The 24,324-nt window shown below is 50.7% G+C and carries 25 protein-coding genes; 17 read left to right on the top strand and 8 right to left on the bottom strand.

Going from position 1 to position 24,324, the window contains the following annotated elements; translation table 11 throughout:
- Positions 1-15 precede the first annotated feature (15 nt).
- Positions 16-765 carry an SDR family oxidoreductase gene (locus ACR6JA_RS06810; protein ID WP_494493164.1) on the bottom strand — a complete coding sequence of 250 codons (750 nt, stop codon included), beginning with the start codon at positions 763-765 and terminating at the stop codon, positions 16-18.
- 145 nt (positions 766-910) lie between these two features.
- Positions 911-1,741 carry an SDR family NAD(P)-dependent oxidoreductase gene (locus tag ACR6JA_RS06815; protein WP_494493165.1) on the bottom strand — a complete coding sequence of 277 codons (831 nt, stop codon included), beginning with the start codon at positions 1,739-1,741 and terminating at the stop codon, positions 911-913.
- Between the two features lie 290 nt (positions 1,742-2,031).
- On the opposite strand from ACR6JA_RS06815, the gene ACR6JA_RS06820 reads away from it, so the two are divergent.
- The gene (locus ACR6JA_RS06820; protein WP_494493166.1) at positions 2,032-2,931 is read left to right on the top strand and encodes an AraC family transcriptional regulator; all 900 of its coding nucleotides are present in this window, start codon (positions 2,032-2,034) and stop codon (positions 2,929-2,931) included.
- Positions 2,932-3,033: 102 nt separating this feature from the next.
- Here ACR6JA_RS06820 and ACR6JA_RS06825 read toward each other — a convergent pair whose 3' ends face one another.
- The gene (locus ACR6JA_RS06825; RefSeq protein ID WP_494493167.1) at positions 3,034-3,708 is read right to left on the bottom strand and encodes a GntR family transcriptional regulator; all 675 of its coding nucleotides are present in this window, start codon (positions 3,706-3,708) and stop codon (positions 3,034-3,036) included.
- A gap of 88 nt (positions 3,709-3,796) precedes the next feature.
- Here ACR6JA_RS06825 and ACR6JA_RS06830 point away from each other — a divergent pair, with 88 nt between their 5' ends.
- The 3 genes from ACR6JA_RS06830 to ACR6JA_RS06840 all read left to right on the top strand — a co-directional run bounded on the left by ACR6JA_RS06830 (position 3,797) and on the right by ACR6JA_RS06840 (position 6,409).
- Positions 3,797-4,972, top strand: a complete 1,176-nt coding sequence (locus ACR6JA_RS06830; RefSeq protein WP_494493168.1) for an MFS transporter — start codon at positions 3,797-3,799, stop codon at positions 4,970-4,972.
- A 32-nt stretch (positions 4,973-5,004) separates the two neighbouring features.
- Positions 5,005-5,589: a cysteine hydrolase family protein gene (locus tag ACR6JA_RS06835; protein ID WP_494493169.1), complete on the top strand. Its 585-nt coding sequence runs from the start codon at positions 5,005-5,007 to the stop codon at positions 5,587-5,589.
- Positions 5,590-6,142: 553 nt separating this feature from the next.
- Entirely contained in the window at positions 6,143-6,409 is a 267-nt protein-coding gene (locus ACR6JA_RS06840; protein ID WP_213714154.1) for a hypothetical protein, read from the top strand.
- A gap of 395 nt (positions 6,410-6,804) precedes the next feature.
- On the opposite strand, the gene ACR6JA_RS06845 is transcribed toward ACR6JA_RS06840, so the two are convergent.
- The 3 genes from ACR6JA_RS06845 to ACR6JA_RS06855 form a co-directional block, all read right to left on the bottom strand.
- Positions 6,805-6,996: a helix-turn-helix domain-containing protein gene (locus tag ACR6JA_RS06845; protein WP_494493170.1), complete on the bottom strand. Its 192-nt coding sequence runs from the start codon at positions 6,994-6,996 to the stop codon at positions 6,805-6,807.
- A 388-nt stretch (positions 6,997-7,384) separates the two neighbouring features.
- Positions 7,385-8,029 carry a TenA family protein gene (locus ACR6JA_RS06850; RefSeq protein ID WP_494493171.1) on the bottom strand — a complete coding sequence of 215 codons (645 nt, stop codon included), beginning with the start codon at positions 8,027-8,029 and terminating at the stop codon, positions 7,385-7,387.
- Positions 8,029-8,874 (bottom strand): BtpA/SgcQ family protein, encoded by an 846-nt coding sequence (locus ACR6JA_RS06855; protein WP_494493172.1) that lies wholly within the window; start codon positions 8,872-8,874, stop codon positions 8,029-8,031. The genes ACR6JA_RS06850 and ACR6JA_RS06855 overlap by 1 nt, the downstream gene beginning before the upstream one ends.
- A 25-nt stretch (positions 8,875-8,899) precedes the next feature.
- On the opposite strand from ACR6JA_RS06855, the gene ACR6JA_RS06860 reads away from it, so the two are divergent.
- On the top strand, positions 8,900-9,772 hold the full coding sequence (locus tag ACR6JA_RS06860; RefSeq protein ID WP_494493173.1) for a ribokinase: 873 nt from the start codon (positions 8,900-8,902) through the stop codon (positions 9,770-9,772).
- A gap of 2 nt (positions 9,773-9,774) precedes the next feature.
- Here ACR6JA_RS06860 and ACR6JA_RS06865 read toward each other — a convergent pair whose 3' ends face one another.
- Positions 9,775-10,728 carry an ABC transporter substrate-binding protein gene (locus ACR6JA_RS06865; protein ID WP_494493267.1) on the bottom strand — a complete coding sequence of 318 codons (954 nt, stop codon included), beginning with the start codon at positions 10,726-10,728 and terminating at the stop codon, positions 9,775-9,777.
- A gap of 343 nt (positions 10,729-11,071) precedes the next feature.
- On the opposite strand from ACR6JA_RS06865, the gene ACR6JA_RS06870 reads away from it, so the two are divergent.
- The 9 genes from ACR6JA_RS06870 (at position 11,072) to ACR6JA_RS06910 (ending at position 19,376) form a co-directional block, all read left to right on the top strand.
- Positions 11,072-12,094 carry a LacI family DNA-binding transcriptional regulator gene (locus ACR6JA_RS06870; protein ID WP_494493174.1) on the top strand — a complete coding sequence of 341 codons (1,023 nt, stop codon included), beginning with the start codon at positions 11,072-11,074 and terminating at the stop codon, positions 12,092-12,094.
- Between the two features lie 381 nt (positions 12,095-12,475).
- Positions 12,476-13,222, top strand: a complete 747-nt coding sequence (locus tag ACR6JA_RS06875) for an ATP-binding cassette domain-containing protein (RefSeq protein ID WP_494493268.1) — start codon at positions 12,476-12,478, stop codon at positions 13,220-13,222.
- An 18-nt stretch (positions 13,223-13,240) separates the two neighbouring features.
- Positions 13,241-14,242: an ABC transporter permease gene (locus ACR6JA_RS06880; RefSeq protein WP_494493175.1), complete on the top strand. Its 1,002-nt coding sequence runs from the start codon at positions 13,241-13,243 to the stop codon at positions 14,240-14,242.
- Between the two features lie 3 nt (positions 14,243-14,245).
- Positions 14,246-15,325, top strand: a complete 1,080-nt coding sequence (locus ACR6JA_RS06885) for a phosphotriesterase family protein (protein WP_494493176.1) — start codon at positions 14,246-14,248, stop codon at positions 15,323-15,325.
- 13 nt (positions 15,326-15,338) lie between these two features.
- Positions 15,339-16,094 (top strand): glutamine amidotransferase, encoded by a 756-nt coding sequence (locus tag ACR6JA_RS06890; protein ID WP_494493177.1) that lies wholly within the window; start codon positions 15,339-15,341, stop codon positions 16,092-16,094.
- Positions 16,094-17,206, top strand: a complete 1,113-nt coding sequence (locus tag ACR6JA_RS06895) for a M20 family metallopeptidase (RefSeq protein ID WP_494493178.1) — start codon at positions 16,094-16,096, stop codon at positions 17,204-17,206. Before ACR6JA_RS06890 ends, ACR6JA_RS06895 begins: the two co-directional genes overlap by 1 nt.
- A 399-nt stretch (positions 17,207-17,605) precedes the next feature.
- Positions 17,606-17,968 carry a cupin domain-containing protein gene (locus ACR6JA_RS06900; protein ID WP_494493269.1) on the top strand — a complete coding sequence of 121 codons (363 nt, stop codon included), beginning with the start codon at positions 17,606-17,608 and terminating at the stop codon, positions 17,966-17,968.
- On the top strand, positions 17,935-18,285 hold the full coding sequence (locus ACR6JA_RS06905; RefSeq protein WP_494493275.1) for a cupin domain-containing protein: 351 nt from the start codon (positions 17,935-17,937) through the stop codon (positions 18,283-18,285). The genes ACR6JA_RS06900 and ACR6JA_RS06905 overlap by 34 nt, the downstream gene beginning before the upstream one ends.
- On the top strand, positions 18,282-19,376 hold the full coding sequence (locus ACR6JA_RS06910) for a flavin monoamine oxidase family protein (RefSeq protein WP_494493179.1): 1,095 nt from the start codon (positions 18,282-18,284) through the stop codon (positions 19,374-19,376). The genes ACR6JA_RS06905 and ACR6JA_RS06910 overlap by 4 nt, the downstream gene beginning before the upstream one ends.
- A 283-nt stretch (positions 19,377-19,659) precedes the next feature.
- Here the strand turns inward: ACR6JA_RS06910 and ACR6JA_RS06915 are convergent, their stop codons facing one another.
- Positions 19,660-20,571 carry a LysR family transcriptional regulator gene (locus ACR6JA_RS06915; protein WP_494493180.1) on the bottom strand — a complete coding sequence of 304 codons (912 nt, stop codon included), beginning with the start codon at positions 20,569-20,571 and terminating at the stop codon, positions 19,660-19,662.
- Between the two features lie 196 nt (positions 20,572-20,767).
- On the opposite strand from ACR6JA_RS06915, the gene ACR6JA_RS06920 reads away from it, so the two are divergent.
- From ACR6JA_RS06920 to ACR6JA_RS06930, 3 genes are all read left to right on the top strand, one after another.
- Positions 20,768-22,024 (top strand): serine hydrolase domain-containing protein, encoded by a 1,257-nt coding sequence (locus ACR6JA_RS06920; protein ID WP_494493270.1) that lies wholly within the window; start codon positions 20,768-20,770, stop codon positions 22,022-22,024.
- A 287-nt stretch (positions 22,025-22,311) separates the two neighbouring features.
- Positions 22,312-22,971, top strand: coding sequence for a DUF1345 domain-containing protein (locus tag ACR6JA_RS06925; protein ID WP_213714579.1), 660 nt, complete (start codon positions 22,312-22,314; stop codon positions 22,969-22,971).
- A 307-nt stretch (positions 22,972-23,278) separates the two neighbouring features.
- The gene (locus tag ACR6JA_RS06930) at positions 23,279-24,289 is read left to right on the top strand and encodes a glycosyltransferase family 9 protein (RefSeq protein ID WP_494493181.1); all 1,011 of its coding nucleotides are present in this window, start codon (positions 23,279-23,281) and stop codon (positions 24,287-24,289) included.
- The last annotated feature ends 35 nt before the right edge of the window (positions 24,290-24,324 follow it).

Genomic DNA, 24,324 nt, shown 5'->3' on the forward strand with positions numbered 1-24,324 from the left:
TGCCTGGCATTTTTGTTAAATCTGTTCCGTAGGGAGTATATATATTTCGGCAACATTTATATGTGCAGATGTTTTTGCTGCATAGACAATCGATTGTGCGATGTCCTCTGGGGATAGAAATTGAATGCTTTTTTTATAGTCCTCAAGAGCTTTACGTTTTTCAGGAGTTGTGGTTTGCTCGGGTAATTCAGTGGCAACAGCACCTGGCTGAATAGAAGTAACTCGAATATTATGCTTGCTACCCAGCTCCATTCGCAATCCTTCACTGAGCGCCGAAATAGCGAATTTCGTCGCTGAGTAAACTGTAAACCCAGGTCCAAAAACTTTTCTCCCGGCAATGGATGATGTGTTAAATATATGGCCTGATTCTTTTTTTATCATATGAGGCAAAACAGCGCCGATGCAATTTAACACACCCTTGACATTAATATCGACCATATTGTGCCATTCATCTAGCTTGAATTCATCTATTTCTGAAACAGGCATAATTCCTGCATTATTAAATAGAATATCAATTTTTCCTTGTTTTTCAACAAGCTGCCAAACACCATTATTTACCGATACTTCATTTGCAACATCCATTTCAATAACGATAGCCGCTCCGCCTTCATTTTCAATTTCTTTTTGGAGTGAAATTAATTTCTCTCTCCGTCTTGCGGCTATTGCTACAATAACACCTTCGCGAGCAAGAGCAATTGCTGTCGCTGCACCAATACCACTTGACGCGCCGGTTATGAGTGCTATTTTTCCAGATAAATCATTCATATAGAAAACCTCTGAATAAAAAGTAGATAGGTAGTTTTGATTTTTAAATTTATTACAGAAACCATTCAATATCTAAGGATGAATGAGCTTAGTTAAGCTTGGATACTACTGCAGTGCATAAAAATGGGTGAAAATAATGTGATGATTAATTTATATCTGTAGATTTTGAAAGTTCATGCCATTTTATAGCGTCATGGCGCAGATCATTAGCACGAGCCATCAACGTATCATAAGCATTGCTACCCGCCCCCCATCTAACGGGAGGATTGTCAGATTCAACAAGTTTGACGAGAGCCTGGCCAAATCTGACAGGATCGCCATTTTGTTGATGATTAGCCTGTGAAAGTAACTCTCGCCGTGCCTGGCTAATGGACTGATAATCATTAATAGTAATATCGCCAAATACTACTGAGCTGTTGTCTAAAAAATCAGTCCGAAAAGGTCCTGGATATACGCAGGTTGCTTTTATGCCAAAACGTGCCAGTTCAATACTGAGAGATTCTGACCAGCCCGAGATTGCGAATTTAGTTGCACAATATAAGGAAGCACCTTCGAATCCCGTGATACCACAGGTGGAAGAAATGTTCACAATATGACCTGATTTCTGTGCACGCATAATCGGTAATACTGCACGGGTAACATTAAATACGCCGAACACATTGGTTTCAAACTGGCGATGAACAAGCTCTGATGAAAGCTCCTCAAAGGCACCCAGTTGGCCAAAACCTGCGTTATTGACCAGCACATCGATGCGAGGCATAAAGGAAACCGCCTGCTGCATTGCCGTATTCACTGAATCAACAGATGTGACATCAAGCGGGAGTGCTATCAAGCTATTTTTGTATCCTGAAAGGGTAGTGTGGATACTTTCAGGCCTGCGGGCTGTCGCAATCACCCGATCTCCGTTCTCCAGCGCAGCCCGAGCAACTTCCAAACCAAGACCTCGATTTGCACCCGTAATAAACCAATTTTTCATACTTGTTGCCCTCCGATGCCAAAATGTTTTATAGCCTGGAGGCTCATCCTACGTTCATGCCGGGTCTCAGCAAAGATACATTACTTCCGATTAATTGCCCGATCCTCTTGCTATAACAACTGTGATGTATGTTTTTCACCCAGTTTATTACCTGTCCATTCACATATAGGAACAAATATTCCATTTTCAAAACAGGCTTGAGGCTTTATTCTGATTAATAGAACCCTATGAATTGATACATTTATTATCGTTTTCAGATATCCTGGAAGCACTGATTTTGGAAATTAACCATGCTGGATAAAAATGTGCGCCTGCAGCTTGCGACCTATATCAAAGAGCTAACCTCCGAAACAGAGGTTTTAGAAACGGCGATATCGGGTATCACTTTGTTCAGGCGATCAAGTCCAGTTGCTCCACAGGCTGTTGTTTATGAGCCAAGTCTTGCCATTATTGCTCAGGGAAAGAAACAGACGCTGGTTGGGAACGAAGTTTATATTCATGATGAATCCCGTTTTTTACTGACTTCTATTGATCTTCCTACTATTGCTGAGGTTGTTGATGCCAGTGAAGATAAACCTTATCTGTCTATTCTGATAAAGCTTGATTTGCAGATAGTGCGTGAATTAATTACAGAGATAGACTTGCTTGATATTGATCCCGCAGTAACATTTAGTGGTCTGGCAACCGGTCCTTCAACCGACGATCTTTTTGAGGATTCAATCAGATTGCTTACATTACTAAGCACGCCTAAAGACATTCCCATTATGCGTAACATCATTCTCCGTGGGATGTTCTATCGAGTTCTGACCAGCCCGGCGGGTTCAAGGCTCAGGGAGATAGTTTCTGCAGGGAGTAATAGCAACCGTATCGCTTCGGCTGTTAACTGGCTTAGAGAAAATTATCTGTTGCCTCTGCGTATTGAAGAGCTGGCGGGAATAGCTAATATGGGGGTATCAACACTGCATCATCACTTCAGATTATTAACGTCAATGTCCCCCCTTCAATACCAAAAGCAACTGCGGCTTCACGAAGCCCGTCGGCTGATGCTGAACGATGGGCTTAATACGAGTGCGGCGTCACTTCGTGTTGGCTATGAGAGTACAACACAATTTAACAGGGAATATCGTCGTCAGTTTGGTACGCCGCCAATGACGGATATTCGCTCGCTCCGTTCTGGTAAAAACAGGTGAGTGTTTGTTGCGCTCAAATGAATAAGGCAAATTTTTTTCACACTCTTTTTCCATTTGCTTATTGAAAGCCTGGCTGGATATCGTCTACGCATGCTTGATGTGTTATAACTTATTGTTAATATACAACAATCTACGATCACCAAACTGCCTCTCATTATCATCCCTCAACAACATCAATAATTGTGAATGATGTTCTCTGAGGTGAGCCCGAAGAAAAGTCGTAGCTTGGTTGCGGTCGCCATCAGATAGTGCTTGGATAATCTGCTGATGATCCTTCCAGCCTTGATTCTGTGGCTCTGTCTCCAGCCACCTCACTCTCGATAAACGAGCGAGGGCGTCACTCAACGCGTTAGTCAAAAAGGGATTGTTGGCAAGCCTGACAATATCCAGATGAAACTGAGTGCCCCTTGCGTGCAGTTCTTCTTTAGATAGATATGTATCTCTTGATACGGCATTGTGAGCAAGTCTTCGGAGAATTTCTGCATCCGGTTCATCAGGAATTAACTGAATCGCAGAAATTTCCAGTATCTCCCGATAATCCATGAGTTGGTGAATTTCCTGTATATCGATAGGGGTCACCATCCATCCACGTTTCTCTCGTCGTACCAGGCCTTCCATTTCCAACTTCATCAGGGCTTCTCTAACGGGAGTGCGGGAAGCTGATGTTTGTGTTTCAAGCTGCCGTTCTGAAAGTCGTTCTCCCGGCGGGAGCTTAACATCAAGAATGAGTTTTCTAAGTTGTTGAATAATCGCTTCTGCCTGATTTGTAGCCTTCATCGCCGTCTCCAGACGCAGTTGAATGTGTTGACAGATATCATAACATACTATTATGGTATACCATATTGGTATACCAAAGTGATGCGATATGTTTAAAATAGAACCATGGCAGCGTAATTTGATTGTTTGCTTGTTTGGGGCGCTTACCACAAACATGTCTATGACACTCATGCAACCCTTCATGCCAGTGTTCGTGGCACAGTTAGGGATCAAAGAGCAAGCTTCTGTCCTCCAGTGGTCGGGAATTGTTTACAGCGCGACTTTCGTAACAGCTGGACTCATCGCGCCTGTATGGGGGCATCTGGGGCACAGATATGGGCGTAAAGCGATGTTGGTTCGTGCCAGTCTGGGAATGGCCATATGCGTATTACTGATGGGGCTAGTATCAAATATCTGGCAACTACTAGGCTTGCGTCTCCTTGTTGGATTGGCCGGTGGTTATGCTTCAGGGGCGACTATTCTGGTGGCAGTTCAGACGCCAAAAGAGCGGGCTGGTTATGCTCTCGGACTCCTTGCATCCGGTATTATGGCGGGTAATTTACTTGGTCCGCTTGCGGGGGGAATACTGCCTTCTCTCATCGGTATACGCCCCACCTTTGTTTGTGCCGGTGTTTTAATATTCATTGCATTTCTGGCGACCATTACTATGGTGAACGAGGTACGATCACAATCTGTTAAAAAAGAAGAAGCTGGCGGTAACTGGTCACAGGTGGATAATAAGAAAGCGATTCTTACGATGCTAGTAGCCGGATGCGCGCTGATGATAGGCAATATGTCAATTGTGCCTGTCATCACTAGTTATATTCAGCCTCTAGTGGAAGACCCGAAAAAAGTAACATTTATTGCAGGTTTAGTGATGTCTGCGGCTGCGCTTGGTAGTGTGATTTCCTCTTCCATTTTGGGAACACTTGCAGACAGAGTAGGACATCAGCGAGTCATTATCATATCCCTTACTATTGCAGCACTACTTCTCATTCCGCAAGCGTATGTGACTGAGTCCTGGCAGGTGCTTATCCTCAGATTTCTGATGGGGGTCGCTTTAGGGGGGTTGCTACCGTGCATTTCTGCAGTTATTAAAAATAATGTTCCTGAACACTTTGTGGGTACTGTGCTCGGGTATTCTTTGTCTGCTCAATTTACTGGACAATTCATTGGACCACTGGTTGGTGGGTTTGTTGGTGGCCATATTGGTCTCCCCGCAGTTTTCTTTACAACAAGCATTATTCTGCTGGTCAGTGTTTTTTTAACCTGGCGCTCATTATAAATTATCCTGACTACTTTCAAAGGAGATTTCGCATGCCCATGAATATCAATGTTACAAACTCAGCATTATTAGTGATGGATTTTCAGAATACGGTAGTATCAAATTATTTTTCTGAAGATGAAATAGAGCCAATTTTAGCAAATACGACTAAATTAATAAAAACTGCGCGACATGCTAAGATCCCAGTAATTTATGTGGCTGTTGGATTCAGACCAGGCCACCCTGAAATTAACCCTGACAATAGAATATTTACTGCGGTAAAAAATTACGAATTATTCCTCCTTGATGAGGAGGGGACAAAAATACATGATCTTGTCAAACCTCTAAATGAAGAGCCAGTGATTATAAAAAATCGCATTGGAGCATTTTCAGGTACGGAACTTGAAACTATTCTACGCTCTCAAAAAATTGGAACACTTATCATGGCAGGTTTAACGACCACAGGTGTTGTTTTGTCCACTGTCAGACAAGCATTCGATCTTGACTACAGAATTATCATTGCCTGCGATTGCTGTGCCGATCCGGATAAACAGGCTCATGATGTGCTGATTGAAAATATTCTTACCTTACATGCCGATGTTCATACAACTCGGGAAATTGCATCCTCAATTAAGTGAAGTAAAAGCAACCAAGAAATTTTGGTTGCTTTTACTTTTTTGTGATATTGATTCAATATATGTTAGCTAATACCGCACTTTCTGAAGATGACATAATAACGAGATCGTGTTCTCTGATGACATCATCGTGCTGCTGTTCATAAAGCGACAATGACTTCAAAATCTCTCCGCTGTTGTAGTACTAATGCATCGTATTGATGTGTGTCATGACATAGTGCAGTAAATGTAAAACTATAAACTCTGGCAGTGGTGTCAGTTTCATCAGGTGGAGGAGGGGAGTGAGTGCCTTCTGAGGAAACACCGATATTACGACTATATAGCGTAACATGATATCCATGGTTAACCAGTCCTGTCGCAAGTTTAATACCAGATTCACAACCCCCTAAGAAAGCATTTTTATTTTTTCAACCATTTGATTTTAATGCTTTTATTTGTTCATTTTATGTTTTTAAACTTAATTCACTATTGTAATTTTGGTTATTAATTTCATTTTGTTACAGAGTTAAACATTGTCTTTGGGTATGATATTTCGATATTTTATAAGGGCTTTAAGATGAAAACAATTTTTTCACAGGTGCTGTGGTTTGAAAAAGAATCTGACTTTGAAGATTTCATCTCTAAGGTGGATATTTTTGAAGAAAAAAACTGGAAGGATTGGCACTCTAGGACGATATCTTCCATTTATGCTTTAAACAGATACGGAATTGTTACAAGAAAAATAACTGTCTTAGCAGATGATTTTATTACATGGTGTAAGGTTAATGAACTGAAGCAGAATAAAGAGTCTATGGATTTATTTTTAAAGTATTTATCTGTTTGAGTTGGGTTCCTGTATAGAAGATTAATATATATCTTTTCATTACACAGCCTGAGGGTTGTCTTCTTTTTAATCCATTCATCAGTTTTGATGCATAGTTAATCCAGTCGTATTTTAATCATTACATCGAGAATTAGCTCTTCTCACTTAGGTCAAAATATGAAAGCCAGTGTAATAAAACACCGGCTTTGTCCTTTAAAAAGATCTCACACTAAGGTGGAAAGTTTCTGAAACACTTTACTAATGAGGTGCTATAGCGAAACGTCGATTGTAATCCTCCATAAATTCTTCAACATAATCATTTGCTTCCTCTATAGAGGATATATTCCTCAATCGCATTTGCTCATGTATATGTGCGGGTATTTTGCGATTGCCTGGTTTTCCGCGTTGCTGATTACTCATACAAGAGGACCTGACTGCCGGTAACGACGTAGCAATCTGCTTAAGTGAACTCTGGTAATACCAATATGTTCGGCTGCTTGAGATGGACGTAGTTTTCGATCAATCATATCCTGCAGGATTCTGAGACGGTCAACATCTTTCATCGCGAAGATACCAAATTTTGCCATAGGCATAGCGCACCTCTGCATGAAGTCTGATGTGAAACCATAAGTGAAGCGTGCCTAGGACTTGTTAACTGTAGAATAAACATTCCCATCATCTAGCCAATCTCTAGCCACGAATAGACATTAGTATTTAGCCACCACAACAATGGTGCGCATAATGTATATTATGTTAAATTGAATCTGTGGGTCTATTACTTCATAGTTCTGTGGTGCCGCGCCACAGCAATCCGCATGTTGTGATTTTTGAGATTCCTCCCTTTTCTTACGTAGGTACTGCTTTACCGTTAAGCGCTGAGCCTGGCTCAGATGCCCGAACTATTCAAAATCAGAGTCACCATACTGCCGCCGCTCAGCAATATGATGACCCGCCCCAGTTACTGATTTACAAGCTGTGCCACCATTGACCTTGCGGCTACTCCTCGTACGCTGCGTGATGGAAATCAATTTCCCACTGCAGAACATCTCCATAAAGTGCAGACAGCGCCTGCTTCTCTTTTTCACTCAGCGCCATGGCGCAGCGATCGAGTTCGTTCTTTAGCCAAAGAGCCTGTTGATAGAATGTGTCCTCCGCGTGCATCTCCACCCAGCGCCGGATGTTCGCGTCGCTCTGGCGATGTTCGCTCACCCGCTTACACCAGAAGTAATACATCCATTCCGCACCGAACATCATTGTCACGATCTGCTCATAGCTGCCCTGCTGGGCGGTCAACAGCATACCGTCGCGAAAACGCCGCACGCCGGGTAAATCGTCCGGGTACTGAGCGGGATCTATCCGCCGCTCTGATAACACCTGTTCAAACCATGCCATCTGGGTATCAACCAGGGCATTCAGCACGCCAATCAGCCAGCGCTGCTGATGAATATCCGGCGCTTTGCTCACCCCGAGGGCAAAAATCGCGATTGCCGTCGCGACAAAGTTGCCTTCAAAGACGAGATAACGGTTGAAGACGTCAGATGGCAGACGATCCTCTTCGATATCAACCACAAAACGGTGTTTCTGCATCACTTGCCACGCCAGCTGATGCTCGCGCAGCAGACGCTCGCTAAAGGCTTCCATTATTCCTCCTCGAGCGCGGCCTGGGCGACCGACATAAAATGCTTAACCCGAGCCAGCTCAACATCATTCCACCAGACGCCATCGACCTTCATCGTACTGGCCACGATGACTCCCTGCGTTCGGCCAAGGATCTGGCGCACGTTGGCCGGCGTCACCCCTGAACCTACCAACAGCGGTAGCTCCGTGGCCGCGCGGATCTCATCAATTTCCTCCATCGTGGCGCTATCACCCGTGCGCTGGCCGGTGGCGATCACCGCATCAGCCTCGAAGAAATCGACGTCGCGCGTCAGTTCCTGAATAGAACGATCGGCCACGATGGCATGACTGCCGTGCTTGACGTGGCTGTCGGCAAAAACGCGAATATGTTCGGCGCGCAGCATACTGCGGTAGCGCAGTGCCTTCGCTGCCGCCCCTTCAATAAACCCTTCGTTGGCAATATAGGCGTTGGCCCATTGGTTTACGCGGACAAAATCGGCTCCGCCTGCCAGCGCGACAGCCATCGCCGGGATCGCCGCGTTAGCCAGGACGTTGATACCCAGCGGCACAGCAAAACGCTCTCGTATTTTCTCGGTAATCACCGCCATCAGCGCGGAGGTTTCATGCCCGATATCTTCAGGTTTAGAAAAAGGAATATCCCCGTGATTTTCAATAATGAGACCGTGAACGCCGCCTGAAATATAATTTTCAGCATCGCGAATCGCGCGTTCAATAATATCGGAAACTGATTTTCCTCGATATTTAGGTGAGCCTGGGAAAGGATCGCAATGAATAACACCGATAATAGCTTTTTTACGTGAAAAAATAGCTTGTATTGCATTCGTTTTTTCTGCTGATATAGAAACCATGTTGTCCACCTTTTAAGGAAAAGTTATGCGTGTTTACGTTATTGGTAATATTGCCGTGGATGAAACATGGTCCATACCGGACATGCCAAAAAAAGGCGCTTCAATTCACGGAGTTAAAGTCTCGCAGGATGTCGGCGGTAAAGGCGCGAATCAAGCGATTATATTATCCCGCTGCGGAGTCGACACATATTTAATTGCTGCCACGGGAAATGACAGCAACGGCGTGTGGATCCGTCAGCAGATAAAAAATGAACCATTGACGCTACTACCCGACGGCTATTTTAATCAACATAGCGACACCTCGATTATTTTAAATAGTGCTGACGGCGACAATGCCATTATTACCACCACGGCTGCGGCTGATACGTTCAGCCTCGATGATATTATTCCGTATATGGCGGAGGCCACAGCGGGCGATATTCTGCTCCAGCAAGGCAATTTTTCCCTGGATAAAACGCGGGCCCTGTTCCAGTACGCCAAAACACGCGGTATGACAACGGTATTCAACCCCTCCCCCGTCAACCCTGACTTTTGCCATCTGTGGCCGCTAATCGACATCGCGGTGGTCAATGAATCCGAGGCCGAGCAGCTGCAACCCTATGCCGTGAAAAGCTTAGTGGTGACCCAGGGTGCGGCAGGCGCCTGGCTCTTCCAGGCGGGCCAGCGCCAGTTTTGCCCCGCCTTCCCTGCCGAGGCGCTGGATACCACCGGTGCGGGTGACACCTTCCTCTCGGTTATGCTGGCGTCTTCGATCCTGCGCGGTGTTACGCCGGATACGCTGGCGTTGACACACGCCAGCAGAGCCGCTGCCATTACCGTCAGCCGCCGTGGAACGCTCAGTGCGTTTCCCGACTGCCATGAACTCATCACCCTGTTAGCCGTGAACGGCGAACACTGACCTTACTTGAACAGCGAACGATAGGTATCTACGTTCGCTTTGGTGACAACCGTGGCCGGAACCAGAATGGTTTTCGGTACGGTTTTACCCGAGGTTACCGCGTTCAGCGCTTTCAGAGCTTCAGCTCCCATCTGTTCCGGATCCTGCTGCAAAACGGCGGTGACGTACCCACCGTCGATACCTGAAATGGCCTTCGCTGTCAGATCCCAGCCAAAGACTTTAATATCCTTCTGGCGTCCCTGGTTTTCCACTGCAGCAATGGCGCCGAGCAAAGCAGGTTCGCCGGTGGCATAAATCACCGTCAGATCGGGATTACCGGTAATCAGGTTTTCGGCCGCGATCATGGCTTTATCCTGTACGTTCTGGCCGTCGACAACATCAGCGATGGTGATTTTCGGATTACTTTTCAGCGTCTCTTCAAATCCTTTCTGCCGCTGGTTCTGAATGGCCGAATTCAACGCACCAACAATACCGAGCCGCGCCTTACCGCCCATCTCTTTCTGCACATAGTCCACGAAGTATTTACCAATAATTTTACCACCCTCGATATTATCAACGCCGACCTGAGCCGTCTGCGGCCCGGCGGGTAATACGGCATCAATCGCAATTACCGGGATGTTGGCGGCGGCAGCTTCTTTTATTGCAGGCATAATGCCGTTCACGTCGATAGCGTCAACAAGAATGCCTTTAACACCTTGTTGAATATAGTTTTCTATCGCATCATTTTGCGCCACTGGATTATCATTAGAGTTAAAAATCACCAAATCCTTGCCACTGGACTTGGCCGCATCTGCCGCACCTTTATTCATCAAGTTAAAGAACAGAGCCTGCTGATTGATTTGTACCAGCGCATAAGTTGGCGCGGCGGCACTGGCGGCAGAAATAAAACCGATTGATGCCAGCATCGTCGTTGCTACAGCAATAGAGCGCAGTTTTCCGGTGTTAAATAACATCATCATTATCCTCTTCGGGAATAGTTTATAGCCAGCAGAGTTCCGCGCCGTATGTGAACGCAGAAGAGTTATTTTTTGGCGGGCAAATATCGACTATATGGCCAGAACAGTCATCGACGTTCGGCGGAGACCTGCTTAATTCCATTCCGGCAACCGGTCCGTGTCGGTGCACGACTGGAATGACTTAAACGGGTTTGGGAATGATTTCCCGGATGATGCGGTAAACTGCCTATACAATTCTCCGCAGATTAAAATTTGTCAAGCATTTATTTCCGCTTATGGTTAGCTGAGAAAACGCTGTATCCACCGCGATTAACTGTGTTACAGATAGCCGATTCTGGGAGTCATGGCGCAGGCAATGAGTATAAAACGCGTATTGTTATCCGATGTGGCAAAGCTGGCGGGGCTATCGAAGTCGACACTGTCGCGCTATATGAACAACAGTATTGTGTTGCCGCAGGACACCATCGACCGTATCGAAACCGCCATTCGCGAGCTGGACTATCGTGGCAATAGTCTGGCACGCCGTCTTAGCAAAGGCGGCAGCGAAACGCTTGGCCTGGTGCTGCCCGATATTACTAACCCCTTCTTTGCCGAACTGGCCGACGCCGCCGAAGAAGCCGCCTCTGCCAACGGCTACAGCCTGGTGCTCTGCATCACCCGTAACAACCCTGACAAAGAGTGCCAGTTCATCCGCTGGCTGGATACCTGCCAGGTTGACGGCCTGCTGTTCACCACCAACCGCCCCGACAACGGCCTGCTGCGCAAAGAGCTCCAGCGTCACGAACGTATTGTCTTGCTGGATGAAGATATTCCCGGCAGTAAGGTACCGAAAGTGTTTGCCGATAACGTCCAGGGCGGGCGGATCGCCACCGAACAATTGATCGCTGCCGGGCATCGCCATATCGCTTTCGTCGGTGGCCCGGATCAATTGATGAGCGTCCGCGAGCGCTATCAGGGATTCTGCACCGCAATGGAGCAGGCCGGCCTGAGCTGGCCGCCTGAATGGGTTATTTACGGCGACTACCATCGCGATTTTGGTCAACAGGCGCTGCGGTATCTGTTCAGCCAGCCGGTGCCCCCGACCGCCGTCTTCGCCGCCAGCGACTATCTGGTGCTCGGTCTGCTGGACGGTCTACGCACCCTCGGACTTCAGGCGCCTGAGGCGCTATCGTTGGTCGGCTTCGATGACGCCAACTACGCCGATTTTACCCAGCCGAGAATTTCGACTATCCGACAGCCCGCCCGGGAGCTGGGTCGCACCGCGGTGAACATCATGATGCGCCTGCTGAACAACGATCGTGACATCCCGGCGGAAACCCGCCTGCCGGTGGAATGGATTGGTCGCGACTCGATCAAGCAGCGTTAAAAGCGTTCCAAAATGGCGCAAGTAGCGCCCACTTTTGGCGCAAAAAACGTCCAGCTCACAAGTCTATCACCACATCCAGTAAACCGGTTTACCGATATTGCGAAGAATAAATCCTATTTAATACATATTGCTAAGTGAAGTTGATGCTGTGGTGTTTCTGCCCTGGCACGGATGCTGCAATGTTCGTACTGGCGAACAAATATCTTACATAGCGTTTGTCCTGACTGTATTGGCGAGTGCTCTTTTCCACAGGTAAACCGGTTTACTAGCATGTCAACCGTGTAGGATAGAGCCTCTCCCGCAGGAGGGCGAACATTTCCCTGCCACAGCGATGGGAGTTATCAGATGCAGCAGCCACACACTACCCCGGCAAGGGTGGAGATGATCAATATCACCAAGACCTACGGGTCGATACGTTCCCTGCGCGGAGTCAATCTTGCGCTCGCCCCAGGTGAGGTGCTGGGCTTAGTCGGCGATAACGGCGCGGGGAAATCTACCCTGACCAAAGTGCTCTCTGGCGCAGTTATCCCTTCCAGCGGCACGATTCGTATCGACGGTGAACAGCAGCAGTTTACCGATCCGGCCGATTCACGCCGCTGCCATATCGAAATGGTGTATCAGGATCTGTCGCTGTGCGACACGGTCGATGTCGCCGGCAATCTGTTTATGGGCCGCGAGCCGATGAAATCGGTCCTGGGTATCCCCTTCCTCGATGAAGGCAAAATGCACGCCGACGCCCGGGAGATGCTTAAAGGGCTTGGGATCTCCATTCCCGATACCCGACTCCTGGTGCGAAATCTCTCCGGCGGCCAGCGCCAGGCTATTGCCATCGCTCGCGCGGCGGCCTTTGATCCGAAAGTGCTGATCATGGATGAACCCACCGCGGCGCTGGCCGTCGCGGAAGTCGAAGCGGTTCTCGAGCTCATTCGCCGCGTTTCCGCTCGCGGGGTGAGCGTGATTCTGATTACCCACCGCCTGCAGGACCTGTTCCTGGTCTGTGACCGGATCATGGTGATGTATGAAGGTACCAACGTCGCCGACAGACGGGTGGCCGACACCAGCCTGGGCGATATTGTTAACCTGATTGTGGGCGAAAAATTTACCGCCCACTCTGCGGCTGCACATTGAGGTAACAGGATGAGTATCATGAACTTAAGCAGCTCCCGCACGATCCAGCATTCTCTGCCGCGCCGCCTCCTACATAACCACTCTGGCGTGGTCAGCATTGCGCTCTTTTTCGTCTTCTGCTGCGTGGTGTTTTCGCTGATCACCAGTAACTTTCTCACGGGCACCAACTGGCTGAACATTATCCGCCAGAGTGCCCCGCTGCTGATAGTCGCGACGGCAATGACTCTGGTCATTACCACAGGCGGCATCGATCTGTCGGTGGGCTCTACCCTGGCGCTGGTCGGCGCGCTTTCCGCGATCGCCCTTAATAACTGGGGGCTGCCGTGGCCGGTGGTCATGCTCGGTGGCCTTTTGCTTGGCGGAGTCGTGGGCGCCATCAACGGCTTTTTTATTGCCTATGAAGGCATTCCGGCGTTTATCGTCACGCTCGCCACCCTGGCCGTGGTGCGCGGCATCGCGCTCCTGGTCACCCAGGGCTACTCGATTCCAGTTCCGGCTGAAAGTCTGTTTACCTTTATAGGACGCGCGTGGGTTGTCGGTATCCCCATGCCCGCGATGATCGGTATTTTGTGCCTGGTTAGCGGGCATATCGTACTCAACCATATGCGCTTTGGCCGCTACGTGACGGCTATCGGCGCTAATGCTGAAGGTGCACGACGCAGCGGCATTAACACCAGAGCAGTCACCATGAAGGTCTATATCATCAGCGGAATGGCTGCCGCACTGGCGGGGATGATCATTACCGCACGACTCGGTAGCGGCTCTTCCAACCAGGGTGAAGGCTTTGAACTGCAGGTCATCGCGGCCGTTGTGCTTGGCAGTACCAGCCTGTTTGGCGGCTTCGGCACCATTATCGGCACGCTGCTGGGCGCGCTGTCGATTGCGGTCATTCAGAACGGGCTGATCCTGTCGCATATTTCGCCGTTTTACACCCAGATAGCCACCGGCACCATTATCCTGCTGGCTATCTGGCTGAACACCCGCATTCTCAACCCAACGCGCTCCACGGCGAAAGGATAGTTGATGAAAGGATCAATTTTTCGTCACCCTTCCCCGCTGCCGGTGGGCGTCAGTAGCGGTTACGTTATGACGGTGCTTGGCCCGCTGCCGGTGAACGAAATGGGCGTTACCCTGATGCATGAGCATATTCTGCTGGATGCCTCCGGCAAATGGGTGCCGCCCTGCTGCTGTAGCGATCGCCATCTTGCCGAACTGCCGGTGAAAATGGAAAACCTCGGCGAACTGTCGCTGAATCCGCTGATGAGCCGCGATAACTGCCAGCTGTTTGATGTCGATGTTGCGATTGACGAGCTGATGAAATATCGATCCCTTGGCGGAGAAACGGTGGTTGATCCGACCAATATCGGCATTGGCCGCGATCCCAAAGCGCTGGCGCGCATCGCGCGTCTGACCGGTCTGAACATCATTATGGGTACTGGCCTCTATCTGGAGCCTTCGCACCCCGAGTGGGTAAAAAACAGCAGCGTCGAACAGCTGACCGAACGGCTGGTGTACGATCTTGGCGGCGCAGCGAATAAACCGGAAGTGCTCGCCGGGCTCATCGGCGAAATCGGTATCTCAAGCCGATTTACGCCGGATGAGGAGAAATCCCTGCGCGCCGCGGGTCGGGCCAGTGCCGCGACAGGAGTGCCGATCGAGGTCCACCTGCCAGGCTGGGAGCGGCTGGGGCATCGGGTGCTGGATATTCTCGAACAGGAAGGCGCCGATTTATGCCATACCGTGCTATGCCATATGAATCCCAGCTTTGCCGATAAGCGCTACCAGCGTGAACTGGCACAGCGCGGGGCGTTTCTCGAATACGACATGATCGGTATGAGCTATTACTACGCGGAAGAATCTGCGCAGTCGCCCTCCGACGAGGAGAACGCCCGCGCGATTCGTGAGCTGATTGACGACGGCTATATCCAGCACATCCTGCTGTCGCAGGACGTTTTCCTGAAAACCATGCTCACCCGCTACGGCGGCCACGGTTACGGCTACATACTCAAACATTTTGTGCCACGTCTGCGACGCCACGGCATCTGCGGCGAGCAACTTGAAACCTTAATGATTGCAAATCCCCAACGCGTCTTTGGCGGATAAGAGGAAAATCATAATGCAGAAAAAAATCTTACTGGTCGGTGAATCCTGGACCAGCACGTCAACGCACGTTAAAGGTTTCGACCAGTTTGCCACCGCCACCTGGCACACCGGCGCAACGGATTTTTTGGCAGCGCTAGCGGACAGCCCCTACGCCGTGACCTATATGCCCGCCCACACGGCGGCGACAGATTTTCCGCTGACGCTGGAAGCGCTGCAGGAGTGGGATGCGATTATTCTTTCGGACATTGGCGCCAATACGCTGCTGCTGCATCCGGACACCTGGCTGAAAAGCCGCCGAACCGCCAACCGTCTGACGCTTCTGCATGACTACGTGGCCGGCGGCGGCTCATTGATGATGATTGGCGGGTATTACAGCTTCCAGGGCATTAACGGCGGGGCGCGCTATCGCCATACTGCGGTAGAGACTGTTTTGCCGGTCCGCTGTCTGGCATGGGACGACCGCATTGAGACCCCGGAAGGTTGTTATCCTGAAGTGACGGAATCCCACACCTTGTTTAACGATATTCCTGGCGAATGGCCGTGGCTGCTGGGCTATAACGAAGTTGAAATGCATCCGGAAGGTAAACTGCTGGCAACCGTCGCGGGTACCGGTCATCCGCTGCTGGCTATTCGCGAATATCTTCAGGGCCGCTCGCTGGTGTGGACCAGCGATATGTCGGCGCACTGGCTGCCGGAAGAGTTTGCTCGCTGGCCCGGCTATCGCCAGCTTTGGATAAACTGCCTTGACTGGCTGACGGAATCTCGCTGATGGGCATCACCCTGCACCTGGCCCGGCAGTTGCTGGGCTTTAACACCATCAACCCGCCGGGCAGCGAAGCAGATTGCATGCGGTTCTTTGCCACTTGGCTCGCCGATAGCGGGTTTGACGTTTCGCTGTCATCGTTCGGCGAGGGACGCTGTAATCTTATCGCCAGGCTGCCCGGAGCGAAGACGGGTAAACCGCTGGTCTTCACCGGGCACCTGGATACCGTCCCACTGGGCAATGCCCAGTGGCAGTACGATCCTTTCGGCTCGCAGATGGAAGACGGGCGTCTTTACGGACGCGGATCCAGCGATATGAAAGCGGCGATAGCCGCGTTTGCCGTGGCCTGCGTCAAGCTGCGGGAAACGATTCTCGCCGGACGCGGCGCGTTATTGCTGATTACCGGCGGAGAAGAAACCGGCTGCGAAGGTGCACGAGCCCTGATCGCCTCCACCAAGTTACCGAACGTGGGTGCACTGATCGTCGGTGAGCCCACCGCCAACTATCCGGTTATCGGCCATAAAGGCGCCCTCTGGCTACGCTGCGAAACTCGGGGGAAAACCGCCCACGGCGCGATGCCGGATCTGGGGATTAATGCTATCTATCTGGCGGCGGATGCGCTGGGTAAAATCCAACATTTTTCGCCGGGTGCGCCGCATCAACTGATGAAGCAGCCCACGGTAAATGTCGGGTGTATTCACGGTGGGCTAAATATTAATTCTGTGCCCGACCACACGCATTTCGATGTCGATATCCGCAGTGCGCCCAATTTACGGCACGCCACCATCCGTCAGCGGTTGACTTCGCTGCTTGGCGAGAGCGTCACGCTGTCGACGTTAGTCGATCTGCCCGCAGTGCTCAGCGAGCAAGAACACGCCTGGATAAAACAGGTTTATCAGCGCTGTCAGCCGCTACACGCCAGGCCGCTTGAGCCTCGCGTAGTGCCATACTTTACCGACGCTTCTCTGTTGCTGCCTGCGTTGGGAAATCCACCTTGTATTATTCTCGGCCCCGGCGAGCCGTCGATGGCTCATCAAACCGACGAGTATTGTCTGCTCAGTCGGCTGGAGGAGGCGGAGCAGCTGTACGGAGAGATTATTCGCGACTGGATGGCGTAAACCGCACGCGGTAAATGCAAAATATAAGTGACAGCGTCACTTATGGTCGATACTGTGCGATGAATCCGCCACCAGCGCCAGTCACTCTCGCTCAAAGGAGTATCCACCCTGCCGGAATTCTGTTTCTGAATGGAGCAGGATTTCGCTGCCCCGGCAATCACGCCGGGAGCGTGATACTTTTCCCACGACTAACCACGACATAGAATTTCTTCTCCGCCTCGTAAGATTTTCTGATTTGTTGAAGCTGTCTGGCTTTCTGATAATCCCCCCCAACGAAAGGTAATACAGGCCGATTTTTTAACCGGACATATTACCTCAACCCTGAGCGATGTAAGATAATCTGCCGAACAAATAGGCCTGCAGACGGCCTCATGTAGGGCCGTCTAATCACTGACTATGATGTTACTGAATTCTGATTTTTCGCAGCGTGCGATCGTCACCCCGGATGATTATCAGTGGGTACCTTCTCCCCAACCTAATGTTGCGCGCATGATGCTTGACCGGATTGGTCACGAGAAAGCCCGTGCAACTAGCCGTGTCAGGTATACGCCCGGATCCGAATTTCCCACACACAGCCATCCCGGCGGAGAGGAGATTCTGGTGCTCGAGGGGACTTTTACCGAAAACGGTGTCGATCACCCTGCCGACTGGTATCTGCGCAGCCCGGACGGTTCTTCTCACCACCCCTCAGCCGCGACGGCACAACCATTTTCGTCAAGCTGCGTCAGATGTCTGCCGATGAACGCCAGCCGGTCAGGATAAATACCCACGAGGCAGCGAACTGGCACGGCCAGCCGCAAAGACAAATCTGCCCATTATTCTTCGGCCCCATGGAAACCGTTCAGCTTCAGAAGCTTGCTCCGGGCGAGCGGATCTTCTGTACCCCGCTTGTTGGTGGCGCAGAACTCCTTCTTCTGAAAGGGCAACTCGGGGCCCCCAACCGTTGCTATGAGTCAGGAAGCTGGCTGCGGTTTCCACCGGGAGATATGCCTGCTCTGATGGCCACCAGCTATGGCGCACTTTTTTATCTGAAAACGGGACATCTTAGCCCTATAACTCTGACCGGAGCGACATTATGAAGCAGAGCGTTGTTATCATTGGTGCGGGCATAAGCGGCCTTTATGCTGCCACGCTGCTTGAAAAAGCGGGGGTTGATTATGTGATCCTTGAGGCTCGTGACAGAACGGGCGGGCGCGTGCTGTCAGCCATGGAATTAGCTGGCACCCCCTCTGGTATTCAGGTAGATATGGGGGCTACGTGGTTCTGGCCTGATCTTCAACCGGACTTCGCACAACTGATCGAGCGGCTTAACCTACCGGTAATAGCGCATGGCCGCCCGGGTGACATGCTCTACGAACGCCAGCTGAATTCGCCTCCCGAACGCTACCCTGCATGGGAGAGCTCTCCGACGTCTTTCAGGCTGAAGGGAGGAATGCAGGCGCTGACGGCGGCATTCAAAAGTCAGATCCCGGTTGAGAAGATTAAAACAGGCCATCAGGTGGTGGCTGTTTCCCAGGCCGGCAAGGAAGTGCAGGTTCACACCCGGTCCAAAGGCAGTAAAAAGGCCGTATTTTCCGGGAAGCATGTCTTCCTCGCTTTGCCTCCTGCCCTTGCAGCTAAAATAGATTTCAGACCGACGATGCCGGAACAGGTGCTGTCAAACTGGCGGAAAACCCCGACCTGGATGGCTCCCCATGCGAAATATTTCGCTGTATATAAAACAGATCTATTGCATGAGCGACAGCTTTCAGGGAATGCAGGAAGCCGCGTTGGGCCAATGGTTGAGATCCACGACGTATCTGAGCCAGATTCGGGGAAAACAGCGATTTTTGGTTTTATTGGCCTACCGGCAAAATCAAGATGGACCGTTGGTGAAGCTGTGCTCAAAGGCCTCTGCCGGGAGCAGTTCGTACGCTTATTTGGGCAGGATGCGGCAGAACCCGAAGCTGAGTATATTAAAGACTGGGCAGCCGATCCGTTTACTGCAACGGAATTTGATCTCCTCCCGGAGGTTGGACATGCAATGCCTGAGCAACTTCCCGCCAGGGGAGAGTGGTCTGGCGAGATGACGGGTATCGCCAGTGAATGGTCGCCTCAGTTCTCAGGCTATCTGGCAGGTGCTATTGATTCTGCATCAACGGGAGTTCAACGCTGGCTACAACAGAAATAACCCCGCGATAATGGTTTGTAGCCTTTCGAGCCGGATATGGGTTGTTAAAAAAACATGAGTATCCGGTTCCCGGCTTTCGATGCTGGCGTCGCAGCATATCACGCAAGGGTGAAAACAGACCTTATTTTCCCTGTTCCAGCTTGAGGTTAGATCGCTTATCTATACGCTCTGAATCCACGCAGTCAGTTCGGGCGGCCCCAAGAGCCTCCTGGCTTTTTAACCTCTTTAAACCAGTTGAAACACGCAACCTGTGGGTGGGCACTGGATAATGATTCTGGCACGGTTACACGTCCCACTCCTTGTGCGTACTCACCTCTCGCCACAGCGCAGATAACCAGGTCAGCGAATCATCGATCAGCATCCGCTTTTCGCTCCCAGGCCGCCAAATCGTCACCATAGTCTGGCTAATACCTTCATTGCCCACCACCGTGGGAATCGCAATAACATTTTTCCAACGCACCGCCTCAAAATGAGTCGGTAAAAATCCCCATCCGCACCCGGCTTCCATCAGGCTACGCAGCATTTCAAGCTCATTGGCCACAATGATATTCCCGGAGATTTGCAGCCGCCGTGCCATTGGTACGTCGCTTGTGGCGTGCATCACCACCTGTGGCGTCAAAGAAAGGTCAAGCAGTGAACACGGACGTTTGGCTTCTTCAAACAGCGGCTCTGCGGCGTAAAAATCCATGTCGATGGCCCCGAGCGCACGCCACTCCATGTCACTGCCGACGCTGTGATTGTTGGCCTGAAAGAAGCCCAGATCGACCACTCCGCTCGCCAGCGCTTTTTCGCCTTCCGCGCGCGAGGTGCATCTCAGGCTCAGACGGATCCCCCGCATCGCCATCCGCGTAATTAATGCCTTCAAAAAACGGCGGGGTGTAAAGGGGTCGTAGGCGACGCCCAACTCCTGAACCTCCGTTGACGGCACCTGACGGGCAAACTGATCGAATGCTCTTGCCTGACGCAACAGCAGGTGCGCCTGGCGATGAAGCTGTTCGCCTTCTGCTGTCAGCTGCAGCGATCGCCCCTGGCGGACAAACAGCGGGTAGCCAAAGCCATCTTCCAGCAGATCGATAAGATCGCGCAGCGTGGTGCGATCTTTCTCCAGCTTCATCGCGGCTTTCATCAGACTGCCGTGTTCCGCAACGGCAGTGAAGGCTTCAAGTTGAGAAAAAGAGTAAGACAATGACGGCACGTTGGGCTCCTTTTGCCGTGTTTATGGGGGATTTTCCCCCATTACGCGTTTTTTATTATAGTGCGGCCATTTTTATACTGCATCCATCCCGTCATCCCGCCGGGACAACATGTCTATGGGTTAAACTTAAATAGAGAACGCTATGATTAATAAACATAAATTCTTGCCTGCAAAGTATTGCCTTCTGGCAGGCCTGATGGCTGGGGCATTCCTCTCCTCTCCCGTAATGGCGGCTTGCGAAGGCACCGAACTCACCGCCTGCCCGGCCCCTTTTGATGCAAAACTGCCCGATACCAAAACGATGCTGAGCTGGGATCAAGCCGAGCGTGTTATCGGTTTTCGTAACGATTACCGTAATTATCAGGGCGATGTTTTCCACCACGGCAAATCCGTACCGTTAGCGATGGCTGAAAAACCACTGACGCAGACTCGCTATCAGGTCAACGGCAAACTGTGGACGCTACAGGATTATATTAAACGCCAGAACGTTAGCGGTATGCTGGTACTGAAGGACGGTAAAGTTGCCTGGAAATATCTTGGTGAAGGCAATACCGACACCACACTCTGGACCTCTCGTTCTGTGGGGAAATCGGTGGTGTCTACACTCGTGGGTGTGGCCTTAAAAGAGGGCAAAATCCACTCAATGGACGATCTGGTCACGCAGTATGAACCTGATTTGAAAGGCACCGCCTGGAACGGCGTGACGCTGAAACAGTTGATTCAACACACCTCTGGCGTGGCGTGGAATGAAGATTACGCCAATCCGCAGTCTGACTTCGCCAAACTCACGCAGTGTGAAGCGCACGCGGGTACCTATGACTGCGTCCGCTCGCTGGTTGCTGGTCTGAAACGCGCCCACCCAGCGGGTGAAGTGTGGTCTTACTCCTCCGGCGGTGCATGGCTGCTGGGCGATGTGCTGGAGCGCGCAACGGGTATGACGCTTGCTGCCTACCTTGAGAACAATATCTGGCGGCCGTACGGCATGGCGAACGATGGTGTATGGCATGCCTATACCAAAAACCAGCATGATGTTGGCGCACACGGCTTTAACGCCACGCTGGAAGATTGGGGGCGTTTCGGCGAATTCGTGCTGAACAACGGCCGCCTGCCGAACGGTAAGCAGGTTCTGCCGGAGAACTGGGTTGCCCAGTCGGCCGACTGGAACAGAGCGAAAAACTCCGTCTCTGCGGCGCATCCACAGGGGCTGTATGGCTATCAGTGGTGGAATAACGAAGTGCCTGCCAACGCTAAAAACGTGGTACCAACGCCGCAGGATTCGCTGAAAGGCTCCATGTGGGCGCTGGGGATTTATGGGCAGATGATCATGGTCAACCGTGCGGAAAATCTGGTGATCGTCCAGTGGTCAACCTGGCCGCAGGCGGAACCGTCGTTCAGCGCCCAACCGCTGGAAGCTTCGCTGATGTTCAGCGCGATTGCGAAGGCATTGCATTAATCATTGGAGATAACCACGCCAGAAATGCACTTTACTCTCTGGCGTTTTCAGTGCGGGATAAGGGTATCCTCTGGAGGGAAAGGATACCGCCCAACCGCTTTTCAGCTGGCGAAGTAAAGATTGTCTAAGCCGTATTCCTTTTTTGACAGCATCCCAGTGCGTCAGAATTCACGCAGGTAATGCAAATGGATGGTCAAGAAACCGCTACTTATCTGCCCTTGCAGGCCATCATGGCTTTAGCCTGGTCTACAGTTAACTTATCTAATTCTCGTCGAATAAATCACCCCATGAGCTTTTCGTTAAGGACTCACCTGTTCGCCCGTCTGCGGTTATTGATTTCAGTGGCTGCCGGCGTCGTTTGTTACTTCGCCCTTCCCGCACAGCTTGGCACGCTGCAGCGGCTGTTGATCGGCTGGAATGTTTTGGCCTGGCTTTACCTGATTTTTATCTGGTTTCGCATGCTGCGAACGGAAGTCTGCGACATCCCGAGAATAGCCAGGGTACAGGATCAAAGCGCCGCACTTGTGTTGAGCCTGCTTATCTTTGCCTGCATGGCCAGCCTTGTGGCGATTATGAGCGAACTTCCGTCGCTGCGTTCTTTGTCCGGAACCCCGCTTGTGCTGCATATTTTACTGACGGCAATGACGCTGGTCGTCTCCTGGACATTGCTGCCCAGTGTTTTCGCGATGCACTATGCCCATCAACATTATTTGCATCGCAGCAAAGAGATCACCCCCATGATCTTTCCTGATAAACCAGACGACCCGGATTACTGGGATTTCCTTTATTACTCTTTCACCATCGCCGTGGCCGCACAAACAGCTGATGTGGCAACCGGCACAACCGGCATGCGTAAAATAACCCTGCTGCAGTCAGTTATCTCTTTTATCTTCAACCTGGCGATTCTGGGACTTTCCGTCAACGTGGGCGCCGGGTTACTGAGTTAATACCCTGGGACTGGCTGTCATCTCGTGAACAGCACACAAAACAGGCTATAATTTAACCAGTGACGCTCTGTGTAAAGGTGAAACACGATGCCTAATCCCTTTGATGCCTGCATGTCTATCGCGCTGATTCTGGGTGCATTACATGAAATGGGGTTGATTCCCTGGTAATACATACCAGTATGTCAGGGCCTCTGGAAAAGACGATGCCTGGAAATTGACAGCAGACTAAATCTCATTAAGGTGTGAGACGTACATCACGCTGTGCTTAATGGCCTGCGCCCTACTTCAGCTGCGTCTCAGGAACCCCATGAACCCTACGCTTCAAACTTTTGTCGGAAGTTTGCTCCAGGATGATAAAACGCTCGTCGCCTCTTACGATCTTGAGTCTTTGCCTTTTGAGCTGAAGCGCAGTCTTCATCTTCAGGCTTTACGGCAGCCCGGCATTTATAACTACTCCTTACGCCCCTTTTCTCTCGACTTTAGTCAGATCCAACGGCTCTATATTATCAACGGCATGGGCGTCACGCTCGGAGATTCGCTGATCGGGATTGCGGCGCTGCACGCTATTAAAGCCATAAATCCCAAACTTCACCTGACGGTACTGCGCCCTCATACCTGCCAACCCTATGTGGAAGAGATTTACCGGCTAGCGGGGAACGTGATCGATGAGCTGCATTTCATGCCTCAGGAACTGGCTTCCCTTGAAGAGTATGATGCGCGGATTGACGCCGGGAACCAGCTCTTTCGGGAGGATTTCGCCACTCAGGAAATGCACGATTTCTTCTTACGCCACCTGGGGATTGCCCCTGAGAGTGTACCCGAAGAGATAAAAGCTAACCGCTGGCTACGCGACGGAATGCCAGATCAAACTTCCCCCCTGCAAGGTCGTTACGTCCTGTTCAATCACCGCGCCAGCACGCCGCTTCGCGATATCCCTGCTGCCGTGCTGGTTGATTTAGTCGAGCATATCTACCGGCAGCACGGTCTGCCCGTGGCAGGCTTTGGAAAAATAGATCACCCGCAGTGCATCGATCTTTCTTCTCATTCCCGGACAACATCTGACTACATCGCCATTATTCGTCACGCCAGTAAAGTCTATACCTGCGATTCGTCGGCCTTGCATATTGCCGCCGCCTTTGAGGTGCCCACGACGGCTTATTTTAACGCCATCAAACCGTCGCTGCGGGCCGCGTATTACCCGCAGTGTGAAAGCGTTGATCTGGGTACTGAGCGCTCGGCGCTCCTCCACCAGAGCGAAGATAGCGAGTTGCTAAAAGCGATAGAGGATAACTACCGGCGTTATCTGGCCGCCTTGTGATGTCTGATAAGCTGGCCGTGAATGACGACCAGCCC

The organism is Cedecea sp. B1(4) (genome assembly GCF_059414925.1).